Genomic DNA, 16,372 nt, shown 5'->3' on the forward strand with positions numbered 1-16,372 from the left:
AGAGCGCCCGCCATGTTGAAACTGACGCCACGCCAAGCCGAGATTCTGGCCTTCATCAAACGCTGCCTCGAAGATAACGGCTTCCCACCCACGCGTGCGGAAATCGCTCAGGAGCTGGGCTTCAAGTCGCCGAATGCCGCCGAGGAGCACCTCAAGGCCCTCGCCCGCAAAGGCGCAATCGAAATGACCCCGGGCGCTTCCCGTGGCATCCGTATACCGGGCTTTGAAGCCAAGGCCGAAGAAAACGGCTTGCCGATCATTGGCCGAGTCGCTGCTGGCGCTCCTATCCTCGCCGAGCAGCACATCGAGCAATCCTGCAACATCAACCCGACCTTCTTCCACCCCCCTGCCGACTATTTGTTGCGTGTGCACGGCATGAGCATGAAGGACATCGGCATCTTCGACGGCGATCTGCTGGCGGTGCACACCTGCCGCGAGGCCCGTAATGGCCAGATCGTCGTCGCCCGTATCGGCGACGAAGTGACCGTCAAGCGCTTCAAGCGCGAAGGCAGCAAGGTCTGGCTCATCGCCGAAAACCCCGAGTTCGCCCCTATCGAAGTCGACCTGAAAGAGCAGGAACTGGTGATCGAGGGTTTGAGTGTCGGCGTCATTCGCCGCTGATTCAGGAGGCGTCATGCAGCAGTCCATCCAAGCACATCAGCAGGTCCAGCTTCCGCTGTTCGAAGCGTTCCTCGCCCAGCCGGTACTGCCAGGCCTGAAGGCCAGCGAGCAGGCACGCAAGAGCAGCCATCCGGAGCTGTTCAGCGAACTGTCACTGCGTGGCGCCCCCGAACACTGCCAGAGCCTGTTGGCGCCGGTATTGCGCGAGCTTAGCGAGGAGGAGGAAGCGCGCTGGCTGACGCTGATCGCCCCACCGGCCAGCCTCACCCAGGCCTGGCTGCGCGATGCCGGGCTTAACCGCGAACGGATCCTGCTGTTGCATGCCCGTGGCAATCAGAGCGCACTGCAGCTGGCCTGCGAAGCGTTGCGCCTGGGCCGCAGCCACACCGTGGTCAGCTGGCTTGGCAGCGTCAACGCTACCGCTCGCCAACAACTGCTACGCGCTGCCAGTGTCGGAAACGCACAAAGCCTGAACATCCGCCTCGGCTGATGTTCAGGCTTTGCCTATGAAGCAGTGCAAGCGGGCGCTTTAGTGCAGTACACGCGGCCCTTCGTCGCGCTCCAGCTCACCCTCTACCAAGCGGCCTGCCATCTGCACGCCAACACTCAGCATTGCCTTGGCGACCTCGACATGCTGGCCCTGCAGGAACGCCTTGGCGTCTTCCGAGAAATCCAGGGTTACCAGGGAGCCTTCATCCTCGGCGCGACGCAGCTCGATACGGCCATCAGGCAACTCGACAATTTCCAGAAACGACGTAGACATATAGGGCAGTTCTCCACGAAAGGCCGGTAGTGTACCAGCCGTTGCAGCTATCAGCACTCACTCAACGCGTCGCGGAAACGTCTCACCAAGCCTTTGAGATTGTTCCGCCAACTTTCCAACTCTTCCCTAGACAACGCAGGGTGCTCGGGCTCATCGAGGTTGACGGCCTGAATCAACGGCTGGGTGACGTCGGTTTTTGCTGTTTTTTTCGCGACCGGTGGTCGGAACAAATCGGCATAAGCACTGACCAATTGCGCCAACCAGGTTTCCCGCTGGCGAACCAGTTCGAGCATTTCGGCCACTTCAGGGATGGCGATGGTGTTCAATGCATCATCGGCGAGCGCCTGCTCGACCGAAGCCACTACGGGCAGACGGTAGAATCCACCGATTTCATGGCACAGCCCCAACAGTGCGCCGTACAGGTGAAACAGCGCTGATTCACGTTCGGCCTGGACCAGGCCTTGGGCGTTCATGGCCTGGCTTTGCTCGGCCTTGGCCATGGATTCGAGGGCCAGCCCTGCGAAGAACAGTTTCTGGTTGGTGCGGGTGTAGAGTTCCTGGGCCATTTTCAGTGCCCTCCGTAAGGCTGCGAGGCGGATAGCTGCATCATAAATGATTGAGGCCGCTTTGCGCCCCTTCGCGGGCAAGCCCGCTCCCACAGGAATGGCAACAGCCTTGAGGGCGATGCCGTACCTGTGGGAGCGGGCTTGCCCGCGAAGGGGCGCGAAGCGGCCCCAGTTACTGCACCGATAGATCAGCGCTTGTCTTCGACCTTCCAGCTACCACCATCATAGAAAGCCTTCCAGCCAGTCGGCTTGCCATCGACCTCGGACTGCACGTACTGCTCCTTGGTCTTGCGGCTGTAACGAATCACCGCCGGGCGCCCTTCCGGGTCTTTCTGCGGCGCATCGCACAGGAAGTGGTACTTCGGATCGATCTCGTGCTTGTGCGGAACGATCTCCAGCACCAACGGTGCACGGGTTTCGCGGTTTTTCGGGAACTGGCTGGCCGCCAGGAACAGGCCCGAAGCGCCGTCACGCAGCACGTAGGTGTCGTCGACCTTCTCGCACTTGAGCTCCGGCATTTCCACCTTGTCCATCTTCGGTGGTGCGGCCTCACCGCTCTTGAGCAGCTTGCGGGTGTTCTTGCACGCCGGGTTGGTGCAACCGAAGAACTTGCCGAATCGGCCCGTCTTGAGTTGCATCTCGCTGCCGCACTTGTCGCACTCCAGGCTCGGCCCTTCGTAGCCCTTGATGCGGTAGCTGCCCTCTTCGATCTCGTAGCCGGCGCAGTCCGGGTTATTACCGCAGATGTGCAGCTTGTGCTTCTCGTCCAGCAGGTAGGCATCCATCGCCGTGGCACAGATCGGGCAGCGGTGCTTGCCCAACAGCACGCGCGATTCCGATTCACCCTCATCGTCCGCAGCGATCTCATCGCCCGGCACCAGGTTCACTGTGGCCTTGCAACGCTCTTTCGGCGGCAGGCTGTAACCCGAGCAACCGAGAAACACACCGGTGGAAGCGGTGCGGATCATCATTGGCCGGCCACATTCCTTGCACGGAATATTGGTCATGGTCGGCTGGTTGGCACGCATGCCGCTTTCGGCAGACTCGGCGGTCAGCAGTTTCTTGCTGAAGTCACCGTAGAACTCGTCGAGCACGTTCTTCCAGTCACGTTCGCCCTGGGCCACGTCGTCGAGGTTCTCTTCCATGTCGGCAGTGAAGCCATAGTCCATCAGGTTGGAGAAACTCTCCGACAGGCGCTCGGTGACGATATCGCCCATTTTCTCGGAGTAGAAACGACGATTGTGCAGAGTGACGTAGCCGCGGTCCTGGATGGTAGAAATGATCGCCGCATAGGTCGACGGGCGACCAATACCGCGTTTTTCCATTTCCTTGACCAGGCTCGCTTCAGTGAAGCGCGCCGGTGGCTTGGTGAAGTGCTGGCTCGGGTCGAGCTGGATCAGCTTGAGCGCTTCGCCCTGGGCCATTTCCGGCAGCACATCGTCTTCGCCCGGCTTGCTCTGCTGTGGCAGCACGCGGGTGTAACCGTCGAACTTGAGGATGCGGCCCTTGGCACGCAGCTCGAAATCACCTGCGGCCACAGTGACACTGGTGGACAGGTATTGCGCCGGAGGCATCTGGCAGGCCAGGAACTGGCGCCAGATCAGCTCGTACAGGCGCTCTGCATCCCGCTCCATGCCGCTGAGCTTGGTGGGGTGGGTATTGACGTCAGAGGGGCGAATCGCCTCGTGCGCCTCCTGGGCACCTTCCTTGCTGCCATACACCAGCGGGGCTTCCGGCAGGTACTGCTTGCCGAACTCGCGCTCGATGTAGCTGCGCGCCATGTCCAGGGCATCTGCCGACAGGTTGGTCGAGTCGGTACGCATGTAGGTGATGTAACCCGCTTCGTACAAACGCTGGGCCATCATCATGGTTTTCTTCACCCCAAAGCCCAGGCGGTTGCTCGCGGCCTGCTGCAAGGTCGAGGTGATGAACGGGGCCGACGGCTTGCTGCTGGTCGGCCGGTCTTCGCGCTTGATCACGCTGTAGCTGGAGGCCTTGAGCTTCTCCAGCGCGGCCATGGCCTGAGCTTCGTTCAGCGGCTTGAAGGCCTCGCCCTTCTCCCGCGCCACTTCAAAACGCACTTTGGCGTTCTTGGCGGTGCCAAGGTCGGCGTGCACTTCCCAGTACTCTTCTGGGACGAAGGCACGGATCTCGCGTTCACGCTCGACCACCAGCTTCACCGCCACCGACTGTACGCGGCCGGCAGACAGGCCGCGGGCGATCTTGGCCCACAGCAGTGGCGAGACCATGTAGCCCACTACGCGGTCGAGGAAGCGCCGCGCCTGTTGGGCGTTGACCCGGTCGATATCCAGCTCGCCAGGCTGCGAGAACGCTTCCTGGATCGCCTTCTTGGTAATTTCGTTGAACACCACGCGCTTGTAGCGAGTGTCGTCGCCCCCGATGGCTTCGCGCAGGTGCCAGGCAATGGCTTCCCCTTCGCGGTCCAAGTCGGTTGCGAGATAGATGGTGTCGGCATCCTTGGCCAGGCGGCGGAGCTCTTCGATCACCTTCTCCTTGCCGGGAAGGATCTCGTACTTGGCTTTCCAGCCGTGCTCAGGGTCGACGCCCATGCGCGCCACCAGCTGGCGACGGGCCTTCTCTTTTGGCGACAGCGCCGGAGCCTCACCCGCAGCAGCCTTGCCACGCTTGGCGGCCGGCTCTTTGCTTGCGCTGGCCGAACCGCTGGTGGGGAGGTCTCGGATATGGCCGATACTCGACTTCACCACGTACTGGTTGCCCAGGTACTTGTTGATGGTCTTGGCCTTGGCCGGGGATTCCACAATGACCAGCGATTTGCCCATGGATCGGAGTATTCCTGAATCTGAAGATGAAAAACGCGTCAGGTGCCGGACGCGGCACCGCTATATATAGTGGCAAAAGAGTGAGGTCAAGCGTGGTCGATCACGCTTGCGACTTGCCAACCAGCTCCGGCAGCCCTTCTTCGACCTTGACCAAAGCAAAGCGCGGCACCTGCTCGCCGTCAACCTCGACGGACTCCTGGAACATCGCAAGGGGCCTCACCCAGAAGCTGTAATCACCATACAGGCATTGGTAGAAGACCATCCACTCTTCATTCTCCGAGTGCCGTGCAACACTGAAGACACGGTACTCAGGCCCTTTGTAATGCCGGTATACGCCTGGTTGTATCTGCATGCCGCCCTTCCTCTTGAAACAAATTCTGTAAAAAACAAAAACCGGGGCACAAGGCCCCGGCTGCTGTCCCGCTACGCGATCAGACGCGTTCGAAGACAGTGGTGATACCTTGACCGAGGCCGACGCACATGGTCGCCACCCCCAGGGTACCGCCGTTCTGCTTCATGACATTGAGCAGGGTGCCGGAAATCCGTGCACCGGAGCAACCGAACGGGTGGCCCAAAGCGATGGCGCCGCCGTGCAGGTTAACCTTCTCATCCATCTTGTCGAGCACTTTCAAGTCTTTGAGCACTGGCAGGGCTTGTGCAGCGAAGGCTTCGTTGAGCTCGATGAAGTCGATATCGGCCATGGTCAGACCGGCGCGCTTGAGGGCTTTCTGGGTCGACGGCACCGGGCCGTAGCCCATGATTGCCGGGTCGACACCGGCCACCGCCATCGAGCGGATCACGGCCAGTGGCTGGATGCCCAGGTCCATGGCGCGCTGGCCGGACATGACGATCATGCACGATGCACCGTCGGTGATCTGCGACGAAGTACCGGCAGTCACGGTACCACCTTTCGGGTTGAACGCCGGTTTCAGCGACGCCAGGCCCTCGAGGGTGGTTTCCGGGCGAATGGTCTCGTCGAAGTCGAAGACCTTGAGGAAACCGTTCTCGTCATAGCCCTGCATCGGGATGATCTCGTCCTTGAACTTGCCTTCGACCGTCGCCTTGTGGGCGAGCTGGTGCGAACGCAGGCCGAACAGGTCCTGCTGCTCGCGGCTGATGCCATGCATCTTGCCGAGCATTTCGGCGGTCAGGCCCATCATCCCCGACGCCTTGGCCGCATGCAGCGACAGGTGCGGGTTGGGGTCGACACCATGCATCATGCTGACGTGGCCCATGTGCTCGACGCCGCCGACCACGAACACATCGCCGTTGCCGGTCATGATCGCCTGGGCGGCGGTGTGCAGCGCGCTCATCGACGAGCCGCACAGGCGGCTGACGGTCTGGGCGGCCGAGGTGTGCGGGATCTGGGTCATCAACGACGCCATGCGGGCGATGTTCCAGCCCTGCTCCAGGGTCTGGTTCACGCAGCCCCAGATCACGTCTTCGACTTCTTTCGGGTCGACCTTGCCGTTGCGTTCCAGCAGCTTGCTGATCAGGTGCGCGGACATGTCTTCGGCGCGGGTGTTGCGGTGCATGCCACCCTTGGAGCGGCCCATCGGGGTGCGACCAAAGTCGACAATCACCACGTCTCTTGGATTAAGGCTCATATCAAATCTCTCGCTCTAGCTCGTTGACCACTCAGTTGAAGAAGCGCTGGCCGTTCTTGGCCATTTCACGCAGCTTCGCGGTCGGGTGGTACAGCGGCCCAAGGTCGGCGTACTGGTCGGCCAGGGCAACGAATTCGGCCACACCGATCGAGTCGATGTAGCGCAGCGCACCACCCCGGAAGGGAGGGAAACCGATGCCATAGACCAGGCCCATGTCGGCTTCGGCGGCGGTTTCGACGATGCCGTCTTCCAGGCAACGCACGGTCTCCAGGCACAGCGGCACCATCATCCAGTTGATGATGTCTTCGTCGCTCACTTCACGCTGCTCGAAGACGATCGGCTTGAGCACATCCAGCACGGTGGCATCGAAGACTTTCTTCGGTTTGCCGCGCTTGTCGGTCTCGTAGGCATAGAAGCCCTTGCCGTTCTTCTGGCCCAGGCGGTTGGCCTCGTACAGGGCGTCGACGGCCGAGCGGCGCTCGTCCTTCATGCGGTCCGGGAAGCCTTCGGCCATCACGTCGCGGCCATGGTGGCCGGTGTCGATGCCGACCACGTCCATCAGGTAGGCCGGGCCCATCGGCCAGCCGAACTTCTCCATGACCTTGTCGATGCGCACGAAGTCGACGCCAGCGCTGACCAGCTTGGCGAAACCGCCAAAGTACGGGAACAGCACACGGTTGACCAGGAAGCCCGGGCAGTCGTTGACCACGATCGGGTTCTTGCCCATCTTCTTGGCGTAGGCCACGGTGGTCGCGACTGCTACCTCACTGGACTTCTCGCCACGGATCACTTCCACCAGCGGCATCATGTGTACCGGGTTGAAGAAGTGCATGCCGACGAAGTTTTCCGGGCGCTTGAGCGCCTTGGCCAGCAGGTTGATGGAAATGGTCGAAGTGTTGGAGGCGAGGATCGCGTCCTCTTTTACCTGGCCTTCCACTTCGGCCAGCACGGCCTGCTTGACCTTCGGGTTTTCGACCACGGCTTCTACGACGATGTCGACGTTGGCGAAGTCGCCATACGACAGGGTCGGGCGAATGGCGTTGAGCGCCTCGGCCATTTTCGCCGGAGTCAGGCGGCCTTTCTCGACGCGGTTGCCAAGCAACTTGGAGGCCTCGTTCAGGCCCAACTGGATGGCTTCCTCGCGGATGTCCTTCATCAGGATCGGGGTGCCCTTGACCGCCGACTGGTAGGCAATGCCGCCACCCATGATGCCGGCGCCGAGCACGGCAGCCTGCTTCACGTCGTGGGCGATTTCGTCATGGGCCTTGGCCTTGCGCTTGAGCTCCTGGTCATTCAGGAACAGGCCGATCAGGCTTTCGGCAACCGAGGTCTTGGCCAGTTTGGCGAAGCCTGCAGCCTCGACTTCCAGGGCCTTGTCGCGGCCGAAGTTGGCGGCCTTCTGGATGGTCTTGATGGCCTCGACCGGCGCCGGGTAATTCGGGCCGGCCTGGCCAGCGACGAAGCCCTTGGCGGTCTCGAAGGCCATCATCTGCTCAATGGCGTTGAGCTTGAGCTTTTCCAGCTTGGGCTGGCGCTTGGCCTTGTAGTCCAGCTCGCCACTGATGGCGCGCTTGATCAGGTCCAGCGCACCGGCCAGCAGCAGCTCAGGGGCGACCACGGCATCGACGGCGCCGACTTTCAGGGCGTCTTCGGCACGGTTTTCCTTGCCGGCGGCGATCCACTCAATGGCGTTGTCCGAGCCGATCAGGCGCGGCAGGCGCACGGTACCGCCGAAGCCTGGGTAGATGCCCAGCTTGACTTCGGGCAGGCCGATCTTGGCGCTGCTGGACATGACTCGATAGTCGGCTGCCAGGCACATTTCCAGGCCGCCGCCCAGGGCGATGCCATTGATGGCCGCCACGGTCGGTACTTCGAGGTCTTCGAAGGCGTTGAAGATGCGGTTGGCTTCCAGGTTGCCGGCAACCAGTTCGGCTTCGGGCAGCTTGAAGTTGTCGACGAACTCGGTGATGTCGGCGCCGACGATGAACACGTCCTTGCCACTGCTGACGATCACGCCTTTCACCGAGGCGTCGGCCTTGATGGCGTCGATGGCCTGGCGCAGCTCGTCCAGGGTCAGGCGATTGAACTTGTTGACGGACTCACCCTTGAGGTCGAACTTCAGTTCGACGATGCCGCTTTCAAGAGCCTTAACCGTGATGGCTTTACCTTCGTAAATCATCAACTGATCTCCACGATATGGAAGCTGAACTGTACACGCCGATCGCTGGTGGAAGAGTAGGTCTTGCCGCCCTTGCCCCAGGCACACCCGTCAGCGCGCTAGTCGGGATTCTGTATGAGCGGCATGACATACAAACGCTCAATTCATACGCCCGTTTGATTTGGGTATGCACACATTCACCGAAAAGGTCGGCGTTGTCAAATGCTCTGGAACAGGGTGAAAACGCGACTTTGCGGTCATTTTGTATCGCCGATGGGTTAAACATGATGACAGTGATTACCGATCATTCATGTCAGCGATTGACCACAAGCAAACGACGGGGGCTGCATTTATTTCATGCACGCGGCCAGGGAATGGCTACACTGCGACTGGATTCAGGAATTTCCCGGCCTGCCTGGCCTTTTCTGCGCGGCAGAAACGACAAAGCGGCAACCTGGTAGCTACCGGGTTGCCGCTTTGTCGTTGTGGCTATCAAGCCAGGGTGTCGAAGGCGTGGGCAATATCCTGCAATACAGATTTATCCCCGCGCTCGCTCCAGTACAGGGCAAGCATGCGCTTGTCAGCCTCCACCTTGTAGACGGTTGCCGGCAGGCGCATGAACACTTCGTTCAGGCGCGGCTCCTCGCAGGCCTCCTTCCACTGGTTCCACCAGACACCAGGGCTGACCTGCCAGTAGCACCAGCTGTCTTCATGCCCGCGCCTGCGCCCACGGTGGTATTGCGGGCACGGGCTCGGTGGCGCCTGCTCGAACCAGTGTGGCCACTGTTGGGGGGCCAGTTGCATGGCCAGGCCCATGCGCCGCGCCTCCAGGCGCAGGCTCATCTGCTGCCCCTGTTTGCGCGACAGGCGCAGCCAGGACAGCGGACTGAGAATCAGCGCAAGGATTGACACCACTAGCCATACCGTCATATCAGTAAGTTCCATAAAGCGTTGCAAAAGAGCGGGTTACTCAGTATTCACGGATGACCTGCCGGAAAGCGACCATACTTCTACTATCGCGATTGTCAGGAGTACAGCTCATGTCCTACGAACATCTTCTGGTCGCCGTCGACCTCACCGAGGAATGCGACCCGGTGATCAAGCGTGCCATGAAGCTCGCCGAGCCCACAGGCGCCAAGGTCTCGCTGGTGCATATCGTCGAACCGATGGCCATGGCCTTTGGCGGCGATGTGCCGATGGACCTGTCGCAACTGCAACAGCAGCAGTTCGACCAGGCCAAGGAGCGCATGGACCGCCTGTTCAACAAGTACCCCGGCATCAATCGTGGCGACTCGCACCTGACCTACGGCCAGCCGCGCCAGGAAATCCACCAACTGGCCAAGGACCAGAAATGCGACCTTATCGTGGTCGGCAGCCATGGCCGGCATGGCCTGGCCTTGCTGCTGGGATCCACCGCCAATGATGTGCTGCATGGTGCGCCGTGCGATGTGCTGGCGGTGCGCTTGCAGAAAAAAGAATGATCCAGCCTGCGCCGGCCTCTTCGCGGCGGTTCTGCGCGAAGAGGCCGGCGCAGCAGACTCAGCCTTCCAGCTCAGCCCACCGCTCTACCAGCGCATCCAGCTCAGCTTGCAGCTTCTCGATCTTGGCCAGCACTGCCGAAGTCTCGGCAATCGGCCGCTGATAGAAGCCAGCAGCGTTCACCTCTTCCTGCGCCTCGGCCATGCGCTGCTCGACCTCATCGATCTGACCCGGCAGCATTTCAAGCTCGCGTTGCAGCTTGTAGCTGAGCTTTTTCTTCGAAGTATCGGCAACCGGCGCAGCTGGCGCAGGCGCAGCCACTTCCACCGGCTTTTCGACCACGGCACTGTTGAGCTCGGACTTGCCGCTCTTGCTCTCGGTCACGCCGAGCAGCTTCGCCGAACCGCCCTGGCGGATCCAGTCTTCATAGCCACCGACATACTCGCGCACCTTGCCCTCACCTTCGAATACCAACGTGCTGGTGACGACGTTGTCGAGGAAGGCCCGGTCGTGGCTGACCATCAGCACGGTACCCTTGTAGTTGGACAGCACCTCTTCCAGCAACTCGAGGGTTTCCACATCCAGGTCGTTGGTCGGCTCGTCGAGCACCAGCAGGTTGGCCGGCTTGCTGAACAGCTTGGCCAGCAGCAGGCGCGCCCGCTCGCCGCCGGACAGCGCCTTGACTGGCGTACGGGCACGCTGCGGGCTGAACAGGAAATCGCCCAGGTAGCTCAGTACATGGCGGTTCTGACCATCGATCTCGATGAAGTCACGGCCTTCGGCGAGGTTGTCGATGACGGTCTTTTCCAGGTCGAGCTGGTGGCGCATCTGGTCGAAATACGCCACTTCCAGCTTGGTGCCGCGCTCGACCTTGCCTGCAGTAGGCTCCAGATCACCGAGCATCATCTTCAGCAGGGTGGTCTTGCCGGTACCGTTGGCACCCAGCAGGCCGATACGGTCCTGGCGCTGCAGGACCATGGAGAAGTCCTTGACCAGCAGCGGGCCATCGGCGTGATGGAAGCTGACGTTTTCCAGCACCATCACCTGCTTGCCGGATTTGTCCGCCGCTTCGATCTGGATGTTCGCCTTGCCCTGGCGTTCGCGGCGCTCGCTGCGCTCGACGCGCAGGGCCTTGAGTGCACGCACACGGCCTTCGTTGCGGGTACGCCGGGCCTTGATGCCCTGGCGAATCCACACTTCTTCCTGGGCCAGGCGCTTGTCGAACAGCGCATTGGCGGTCTCTTCGGCGGCCAGCGCGGCTTCCTTGTGCACCAGGAAGCTGGCGTAGTCGCCGTTCCAGTCGATCAGGCCGCCGCGGTCCAGTTCGAGGATGCGCGTGGCGAGGTTCTGCAGGAAGGAACGGTCGTGGGTGATGAACAGCACGGCACCGTTGAAACCGCGCAGGGCTTCTTCGAGCCAGGCGATGGCCCCGATGTCCAGGTGGTTGGTCGGCTCGTCGAGCAGCAACAGATCAGGCTCGGACACCAGCGCCTGGGCCAGCAGCACGCGGCGGCGCCAGCCACCGGAGAGCTCGGCCAGGGTCTTGTCGGCGGGCAACTGCAGGCGGCTCAAGGTGCTTTCCACCACTTGCTGCAGGCGCCAGCCGTCGCGGGCTTCGAGCTCGTGCTGAACGTGCATGAGCTTTTCCAGATCTGCATCGCTGTGGATGTTCTGGCTCAGGTGATGAAACTCGGCGAGCAACTCGCCGACGCCATCCAGGCCTGCCGCGACCACATCGAACACCGTACGCTCGTCGGCAACCGGCAGCTCCTGTGGCAGCTCGCCGATCTTCAAGCCAGGGGCGCGCCAGATCTCGCCATCGTCGCCCTTCTGCTCGCCCTTGACCAGGCGCAGCATGCTCGATTTGCCGGTGCCGTTACGGCCGATGATGCACACCCGCTCGCCACGGGCGATCTGCCAGGACACTTTGTCCAGCAGCGGCATCGCGCCGAATGCGAGGGACACATCGCTGAATTTGAGCAGGGTCATGTTCGTCTCCAGAAAGCGGGCGCGCATTCTACCTGACTTGGCCCCTGCCGGCATTAAGTACACTTCCGTACCGAGGCTTGGCGACACCCGGTCAGTGTTAATGCCCGGTTACAAGCACAGCGCTATCACCCGCCGCCGGCAAACGGCTAAGCTAAGGCAATCAGATTTCAACAGTGCTGGCTTCGCCGTCACTTCCCCATGGTTCAACTGCCCGGACGTATCATGCGCAGCCGCCTGTTACAGATTGCTTCCTGCCTGCTGCTCACTGCCGCCACCGCCAGTGCGGCGCAGGCCATCGACCTTTCTCTGCAACGCCAGTATTACGACGAGGCCAAGCGTGCGCTGGCCAAGGGTGACAAGGGCCCTTACCTGCGTTACGCCCCACAGCTGCGCGACTACCCGCTCACGCCGTACCTGGCGTATGACGAACTGACTGCGCGCCTGAAGACTGCCAGCAACGAGGAAATCGAAGGTTTCCTGGCCAAGCACGGCGACCTGCCCCAGGCCAACTGGATGAAACTGCGCTGGCTGCGCTGGCTGGCCGAACGCGGCGAGTGGAACACCTTCGTCAAGTACTACGACCCCAAGCTCAACTTCACCGAGCTGGACTGCCTCAACGGCCAGTATCAGTTGAGCCACGGCCAGCGCGCCGAAGGCTTCGCCAGTGCGGAAAAATTGTGGAACGTCGGCAAGACGCAACCGGCTGCCTGTGACACCCTGTTCGGCATGTGGGCCGCTGAAGGCCAGCTGACCGAGGCCAAGCGCTGGAACCGCGCCAAGCTTGCAGCCCAGGCGCGCAACTACGCACTGGCCAACAACATGGTGCAAGGCCTGACCACGCTCGGGCCTCAGGGCCGGCTGCTGATCGACGTTGCCCAGAAGCCGGAACTGCTCAACCAGCCGTCGCGCTTCACGCCGGCCACCGAGGCCATGTCCGACGTGGTCAGCCTCGGCCTGCGCCGCCTGGCCCGGCAAGACCCTGAACGGGCCATGGCGCTGCTCGACGAGTACGCCCAACGCATGCATTTCTCGCGTGACGAGAAGGTCGCCATCGCCCGCGAGATCGGCCTGACCCTGGCACGCCGCTACGACCCGCGCGCGCTGGACCTGATGACCCGCTACGACCCTGAACTGCGCGACAACACGGTCAGTGAATGGCGCCTGCGCCTGTTGCTGCGCCTCGGCCGTTGGCAAGACGCCTACGAGCTGACCCGGCGTCTGCCACAGGACCTGGCCAGCAGCAACCGCTGGAAATACTGGCAGGCCCGCACCCTGGAGCTGGCCCAGCCGAACAACCCGCAGGTTCCATTGCTGTACAAGAACGTGGCACGCGAGCGTGACTTCTACGGTTTCCTCGCGGCTGACCGGGCCAAAACGCCTTACCAGTTGAACAACAGGCCGCTGCTGTTGAGCCCGCAACTGGTCAACAAGGTGCGCAATACCCCCGGCATCCAGCGTGCCCTGGAGTTCCACGCGCGTGGCCAGGTGGTCGAAGGCCGCCGCGAGTGGTACCACGTCAGCCGTCACTTCAACCGCGATGAGATGGTCGCCCAGGCTCGCCTGGCCTACGACATGCGTTGGTACTTCCCGGCCATCCGCACCATCAGCCAGGCGCAGTACTGGGACGACCTGGATGTCCGCTTCCCCATGGCCTATCGCGACACCCTGGTACGTGAAGCCAAGGTGCGTGGGCTGCATTCGAGCTGGGTGTTCGCCATCACCCGCCAGGAAAGCGCCTTCATGGAGGATGCCCGCTCCAGCGTCGGCGCCAGCGGCCTGATGCAGGTGATGCCGGCCACCGCCAAGGAAACCGCACGCAAGTTCAGCATCCCGCTGGCCTCGCCGCAGCAGATGTTCAACCCGGAAAAGAACATTCAGGTCGGTGCGGCCTACCTGAGCCAGGTGCATGGCCAGTTCAACGGCAACCGGGTGCTGGCGTCGGCGGCCTACAACGCAGGCCCCGGGCGTGTGCGACAGTGGCTCAAGGGCGCCAAGCACCTGAGCTTCGACGTGTGGGTGGAGTCGATCCCGTTCGATGAAACCCGCCAGTATGTGCAGAACGTGCTGTCGTATTCGGTGATCTACGGGCAAAAGCTCAATGTGCCACAGCCGCTGGTGGACTGGCATGAGCGGTATTTCGATGACATGTAGTTCCAGCTAAGCCTGTACCGGCCTCTTCGCGGCTAAAGCCGCTACCACAGGGATCCCACAGCTTGCAGAATCAGTGCAATACCTGTGGGAGCGCCTTTAGCCGCGAAGAGGCCGGTACAGGTTATTCGAGCACTTCGACTTCCATCCCCACTTCAAGCCAGCCACTGCCATCCATGGCCAGGTTCTGCCCGAACAGGATGTCGCCTTCCTTCTCACGGAAAGTCTTCAGGGTCGTCAACGGCTCACGGTCAGCACTGCGCTCCCCGGTCGCCGGGTCGAGGGTAGTGAAGATGCACCGGACGCTCGGTTTGAGCACTCGAAACTCCAGCTCGCCAATGCGGATCCGCTTCCAACCATCCTCGGCGAACGGCTCAGCCCCCTGCACCACCAGGTTTGGCCGAAAACGCAGCATTTCCATGGGCCGGCCAATCCGCCGGCTCAGGTCATCCAGCGAGCCCTGCCCGATCAGCAGCAACGGAAAGCCATCAGGGAACGCCGCACGGTCGCTGTTCAGGCCGTAACCATTGGGCAGGTAGCGCGCCCGCTGCTCCGGGCAATGCACCAGGCGCACCGCCTTGCCAAGCCACTGCGACAGCCAGGCAGCCGCCTCGTCGCCGGCGTCCGGCACACGCAAGGTATCGCGCCAGATGGTCACACCGCGCAGCCCATCGTCAGCGGCGGGTACCGCCACTGGCAACGGCGCCTGCCCAGGCAGTTCGAGCAGCAATTCGCCAGCCTCGCCCGCGCTGGCCTTCAGCTGGCCCAGTTGGGGCCAGGCACGCTGAGTGAGGAAGCGTCCGTTCTCTTCCTCGACCACCATCCAGCGTCGGTCGCCCTGCAAGCCTAGAAGCCCCACCGGTGAAGCTCGCAAACATTGCGCCTGCCCCGACTTCACCGGGTATCGATACAACTCACTGAGAAACATCCCTGCCCGCCTCATGCCTTGTCAAAAGCCAAGCTTATACCTGGCTGACCGTGGGATCACGCGTTGCCGGCATCCAGCAGCAGGCGCTGCTTGACCACATCGACCAGGCGATCAGGCTGGAACTTGGAGAGGAAATTGTCACAACCGACCTTTTTCACCATCGACTCGTTGAAACTGCCCGATAAAGAAGTGTGCAGCACCACGTAGAGCTTGCGCAGGCGCGCATCGCCACGAATTTCGGTGGTCAGCCGGTAGCCGTCCATCTCCGGCATTTCCGCATCGGTGAAGACCATCAACAGCTTCTCGCAGACGTCCTCCCCCGCATCGGCCCAACCCTTGAGCAGGCGCAAGGCTTTAAGGCCATCACTGGCAACGTGCAGCTTCACCCCGAGTTGCGACAGGGTATCGCGCAGTTGCGCCAGTGCCACGCTGGAGTCGTCCACCAGCAGCACTTCACGGCCACGCGCGCGCGCCAGCACCGGGTCGGCCAGTTTGTCGCCGGAGACCCGGGCGTTATAAGGCACGATCTCGGCGAGCACCTTCTCCACATCGATCACTTCGACCAGCTTGTCATCCACTTTGGTGATGGCGGTCAGGTAGTGCTGGCGCCCGGCACTCGAAGGCGGCGGCATGATGGATTCCCAATTCATGTTGACGATGCGATCGACGCCACCCACCAGGAACGCCTGCACCGAGCGGTTGTACTCGGTGACGATGATGGTGCTGTCCGGCCCCGGCTGCAGCGGGCGCATGCCGATCGCCTGGGACAGGTCGATCACCGGCAGGGTCTGCCCACGCAGGTTGACCACCCCACAGACGAAGGCGTGGCGCTGCGGCATCAGGGTCAGCTTTGGCAGTTGCAGTACTTCCTGCACCTTGAACACGTTGATTGCGAACAACTGGCGACCGGCAAGGCGGAACATCAGGATTTCCAGACGGTTCTCACCCACCAGCTGCGTGCGTTGGTCTACCGTGTCGAGAATGCCAGCCATTGGAAAACCCCCAGGGTTATGTCGAAAAATAGAAATGATCCGTCCTGTATCGGCGCTATTCTGCGTATCTTGACCCCGGCGAAAAAATGCCCTGCCGGGCGATTGATATCAGATTAGCATCATGCTTTACTGCGGCATGACCCGCCTGGATCCATTTCAGCGCAACCTGTCGCACCCTAGGTGCCATCAGGGAATCCCCTAGGCGCAATCAGGCGCAACCTGATGTTCGCGATATCCTTTAGCCATTAATGTGACGCCATTCTCACTGCATGAATGGAGTCAGGCTTTTGCTAGCGATCGATATGGCGTGGCCATCCCCT

Annotated in this window: 14 protein-coding genes; 4 read left to right on the forward strand and 10 right to left on the reverse strand. The window is 61.7% G+C overall.

Going from position 1 to position 16,372, the window contains the following annotated elements; translation table 11 throughout:
• Positions 1 to 12: 12 nt before the first annotated feature.
• Positions 13 to 621, forward strand: a complete 609-nt coding sequence (lexA, locus tag ACTORR_RS05530; protein WP_099815449.1) for a transcriptional repressor LexA — start codon at positions 13 to 15, stop codon at positions 619 to 621.
• Between the two features lie 13 nt (positions 622 to 634).
• Entirely contained in the window at positions 635 to 1,111 is a 477-nt protein-coding gene (gene sulA, locus ACTORR_RS05535; RefSeq protein WP_099815448.1) for an SOS-induced cell division inhibitor SulA, read from the forward strand.
• A gap of 39 nt (positions 1,112 to 1,150) precedes the next feature.
• On the opposite strand, the gene ACTORR_RS05540 is transcribed toward sulA, so the two are convergent.
• The 7 genes from ACTORR_RS05540 to ACTORR_RS05570 all read right to left on the reverse strand — a co-directional run bounded on the left by ACTORR_RS05540 (position 1,151) and on the right by ACTORR_RS05570 (position 9,446).
• Positions 1,151 to 1,384, reverse strand: a complete 234-nt coding sequence (locus ACTORR_RS05540) for a hypothetical protein (RefSeq protein WP_054883489.1) — start codon at positions 1,382 to 1,384, stop codon at positions 1,151 to 1,153.
• Between the two features lie 50 nt (positions 1,385 to 1,434).
• Positions 1,435 to 1,950 carry a DUF6586 family protein gene (locus ACTORR_RS05545; RefSeq protein WP_054883488.1) on the reverse strand — a complete coding sequence of 172 codons (516 nt, stop codon included), beginning with the start codon at positions 1,948 to 1,950 and terminating at the stop codon, positions 1,435 to 1,437.
• A 188-nt stretch (positions 1,951 to 2,138) separates the two neighbouring features.
• Entirely contained in the window at positions 2,139 to 4,751 is a 2,613-nt protein-coding gene (gene topA, locus ACTORR_RS05550; RefSeq protein WP_054883487.1) for a type I DNA topoisomerase, read from the reverse strand.
• Positions 4,752 to 4,851: 100 nt separating this feature from the next.
• Positions 4,852 to 5,103, reverse strand: coding sequence for a DUF1653 domain-containing protein (locus tag ACTORR_RS05555; RefSeq protein ID WP_054883486.1), 252 nt, complete (start codon positions 5,101 to 5,103; stop codon positions 4,852 to 4,854).
• Between the two features lie 79 nt (positions 5,104 to 5,182).
• Positions 5,183 to 6,358: an acetyl-CoA C-acyltransferase FadA gene (fadA, locus tag ACTORR_RS05560; protein WP_054883485.1), complete on the reverse strand. Its 1,176-nt coding sequence runs from the start codon at positions 6,356 to 6,358 to the stop codon at positions 5,183 to 5,185.
• A 31-nt stretch (positions 6,359 to 6,389) separates the two neighbouring features.
• On the reverse strand, positions 6,390 to 8,537 hold the full coding sequence (fadB, locus tag ACTORR_RS05565) for a fatty acid oxidation complex subunit alpha FadB (protein WP_099815581.1): 2,148 nt from the start codon (positions 8,535 to 8,537) through the stop codon (positions 6,390 to 6,392).
• 471 nt (positions 8,538 to 9,008) lie between these two features.
• Complete coding sequence (locus tag ACTORR_RS05570; RefSeq protein ID WP_099815580.1) at positions 9,009 to 9,446, reverse strand: hypothetical protein; 438 nt, start codon at positions 9,444 to 9,446, stop codon at positions 9,009 to 9,011.
• Between the two features lie 110 nt (positions 9,447 to 9,556).
• On the opposite strand from ACTORR_RS05570, the gene ACTORR_RS05575 reads away from it, so the two are divergent.
• Positions 9,557 to 9,997, forward strand: a complete 441-nt coding sequence (locus tag ACTORR_RS05575; protein ID WP_054883482.1) for a universal stress protein — start codon at positions 9,557 to 9,559, stop codon at positions 9,995 to 9,997.
• Between the two features lie 58 nt (positions 9,998 to 10,055).
• Here the strand turns inward: ACTORR_RS05575 and ACTORR_RS05580 are convergent, their stop codons facing one another.
• Complete coding sequence (locus ACTORR_RS05580; protein ID WP_099815578.1) at positions 10,056 to 11,984, reverse strand: ATP-binding cassette domain-containing protein; 1,929 nt, start codon at positions 11,982 to 11,984, stop codon at positions 10,056 to 10,058.
• A 222-nt stretch (positions 11,985 to 12,206) separates the two neighbouring features.
• Between ACTORR_RS05580 and ACTORR_RS05585 the strand changes: the two genes are divergently transcribed.
• Positions 12,207 to 14,135: a transglycosylase SLT domain-containing protein gene (locus ACTORR_RS05585; protein ID WP_054883480.1), complete on the forward strand. Its 1,929-nt coding sequence runs from the start codon at positions 12,207 to 12,209 to the stop codon at positions 14,133 to 14,135.
• Between the two features lie 121 nt (positions 14,136 to 14,256).
• Here ACTORR_RS05585 and ACTORR_RS05590 read toward each other — a convergent pair whose 3' ends face one another.
• Together ACTORR_RS05590 and ACTORR_RS05595 are read right to left on the reverse strand one after the other, a co-directional pair.
• Positions 14,257 to 15,060, reverse strand: a complete 804-nt coding sequence (locus ACTORR_RS05590; protein WP_313365640.1) for an MOSC domain-containing protein — start codon at positions 15,058 to 15,060, stop codon at positions 14,257 to 14,259.
• Between the two features lie 56 nt (positions 15,061 to 15,116).
• Positions 15,117 to 16,052, reverse strand: a complete 936-nt coding sequence (locus ACTORR_RS05595) for a chemotaxis protein CheV (protein WP_054883478.1) — start codon at positions 16,050 to 16,052, stop codon at positions 15,117 to 15,119.
• Positions 16,053 to 16,372 lie beyond the last annotated feature (320 nt).

Origin of the sequence: Pseudomonas sp. SAR267 (genome assembly GCF_052077595.1) — a bacterium.
Classification (GTDB): domain Bacteria; phylum Pseudomonadota; class Gammaproteobacteria; order Pseudomonadales; family Pseudomonadaceae; genus Aquipseudomonas; species Aquipseudomonas vlassakiae.

What these genes read in the sequence shown, in the direction of transcription:
- ACTORR_RS05585 (WP_054883480.1), top strand. Translation starts at nt 12,207, where the DNA reads ATGCGCAGCCGCCTGTTACAGATTGCTTCCTGCCTGCTGCTCACTGCC.
- ACTORR_RS05555 (WP_054883486.1), bottom strand. Translation starts at nt 5,103, where the DNA reads ATGCAGATACAACCAGGCGTATACCGGCATTACAAAGGGCCTGAGTAC.
- fadB (WP_099815581.1), bottom strand. Translation starts at nt 8,537, where the DNA reads ATGATTTACGAAGGTAAAGCCATCACGGTTAAGGCTCTTGAAAGCGGC.
- ACTORR_RS05540 (WP_054883489.1), bottom strand. Translation starts at nt 1,384, where the DNA reads ATGTCTACGTCGTTTCTGGAAATTGTCGAGTTGCCTGATGGCCGTATC.
- topA (WP_054883487.1), bottom strand. Translation starts at nt 4,751, where the DNA reads ATGGGCAAATCGCTGGTCATTGTGGAATCCCCGGCCAAGGCCAAGACC.
- ACTORR_RS05575 (WP_054883482.1), top strand. Translation starts at nt 9,557, where the DNA reads ATGTCCTACGAACATCTTCTGGTCGCCGTCGACCTCACCGAGGAATGC.
- sulA (WP_099815448.1), top strand. Translation starts at nt 635, where the DNA reads ATGCAGCAGTCCATCCAAGCACATCAGCAGGTCCAGCTTCCGCTGTTC.
- lexA (WP_099815449.1), top strand. Translation starts at nt 13, where the DNA reads ATGTTGAAACTGACGCCACGCCAAGCCGAGATTCTGGCCTTCATCAAA.
- ACTORR_RS05545 (WP_054883488.1), bottom strand. Translation starts at nt 1,950, where the DNA reads ATGGCCCAGGAACTCTACACCCGCACCAACCAGAAACTGTTCTTCGCA.
- fadA (WP_054883485.1), bottom strand. Translation starts at nt 6,358, where the DNA reads ATGAGCCTTAATCCAAGAGACGTGGTGATTGTCGACTTTGGTCGCACC.
- ACTORR_RS05595 (WP_054883478.1), bottom strand. Translation starts at nt 16,052, where the DNA reads ATGGCTGGCATTCTCGACACGGTAGACCAACGCACGCAGCTGGTGGGT.
- ACTORR_RS05580 (WP_099815578.1), bottom strand. Translation starts at nt 11,984, where the DNA reads ATGACCCTGCTCAAATTCAGCGATGTGTCCCTCGCATTCGGCGCGATG.
- ACTORR_RS05590 (WP_313365640.1), bottom strand. Translation starts at nt 15,060, where the DNA reads ATGTTTCTCAGTGAGTTGTATCGATACCCGGTGAAGTCGGGGCAGGCG.
- ACTORR_RS05570 (WP_099815580.1), bottom strand. Translation starts at nt 9,446, where the DNA reads ATGACGGTATGGCTAGTGGTGTCAATCCTTGCGCTGATTCTCAGTCCG.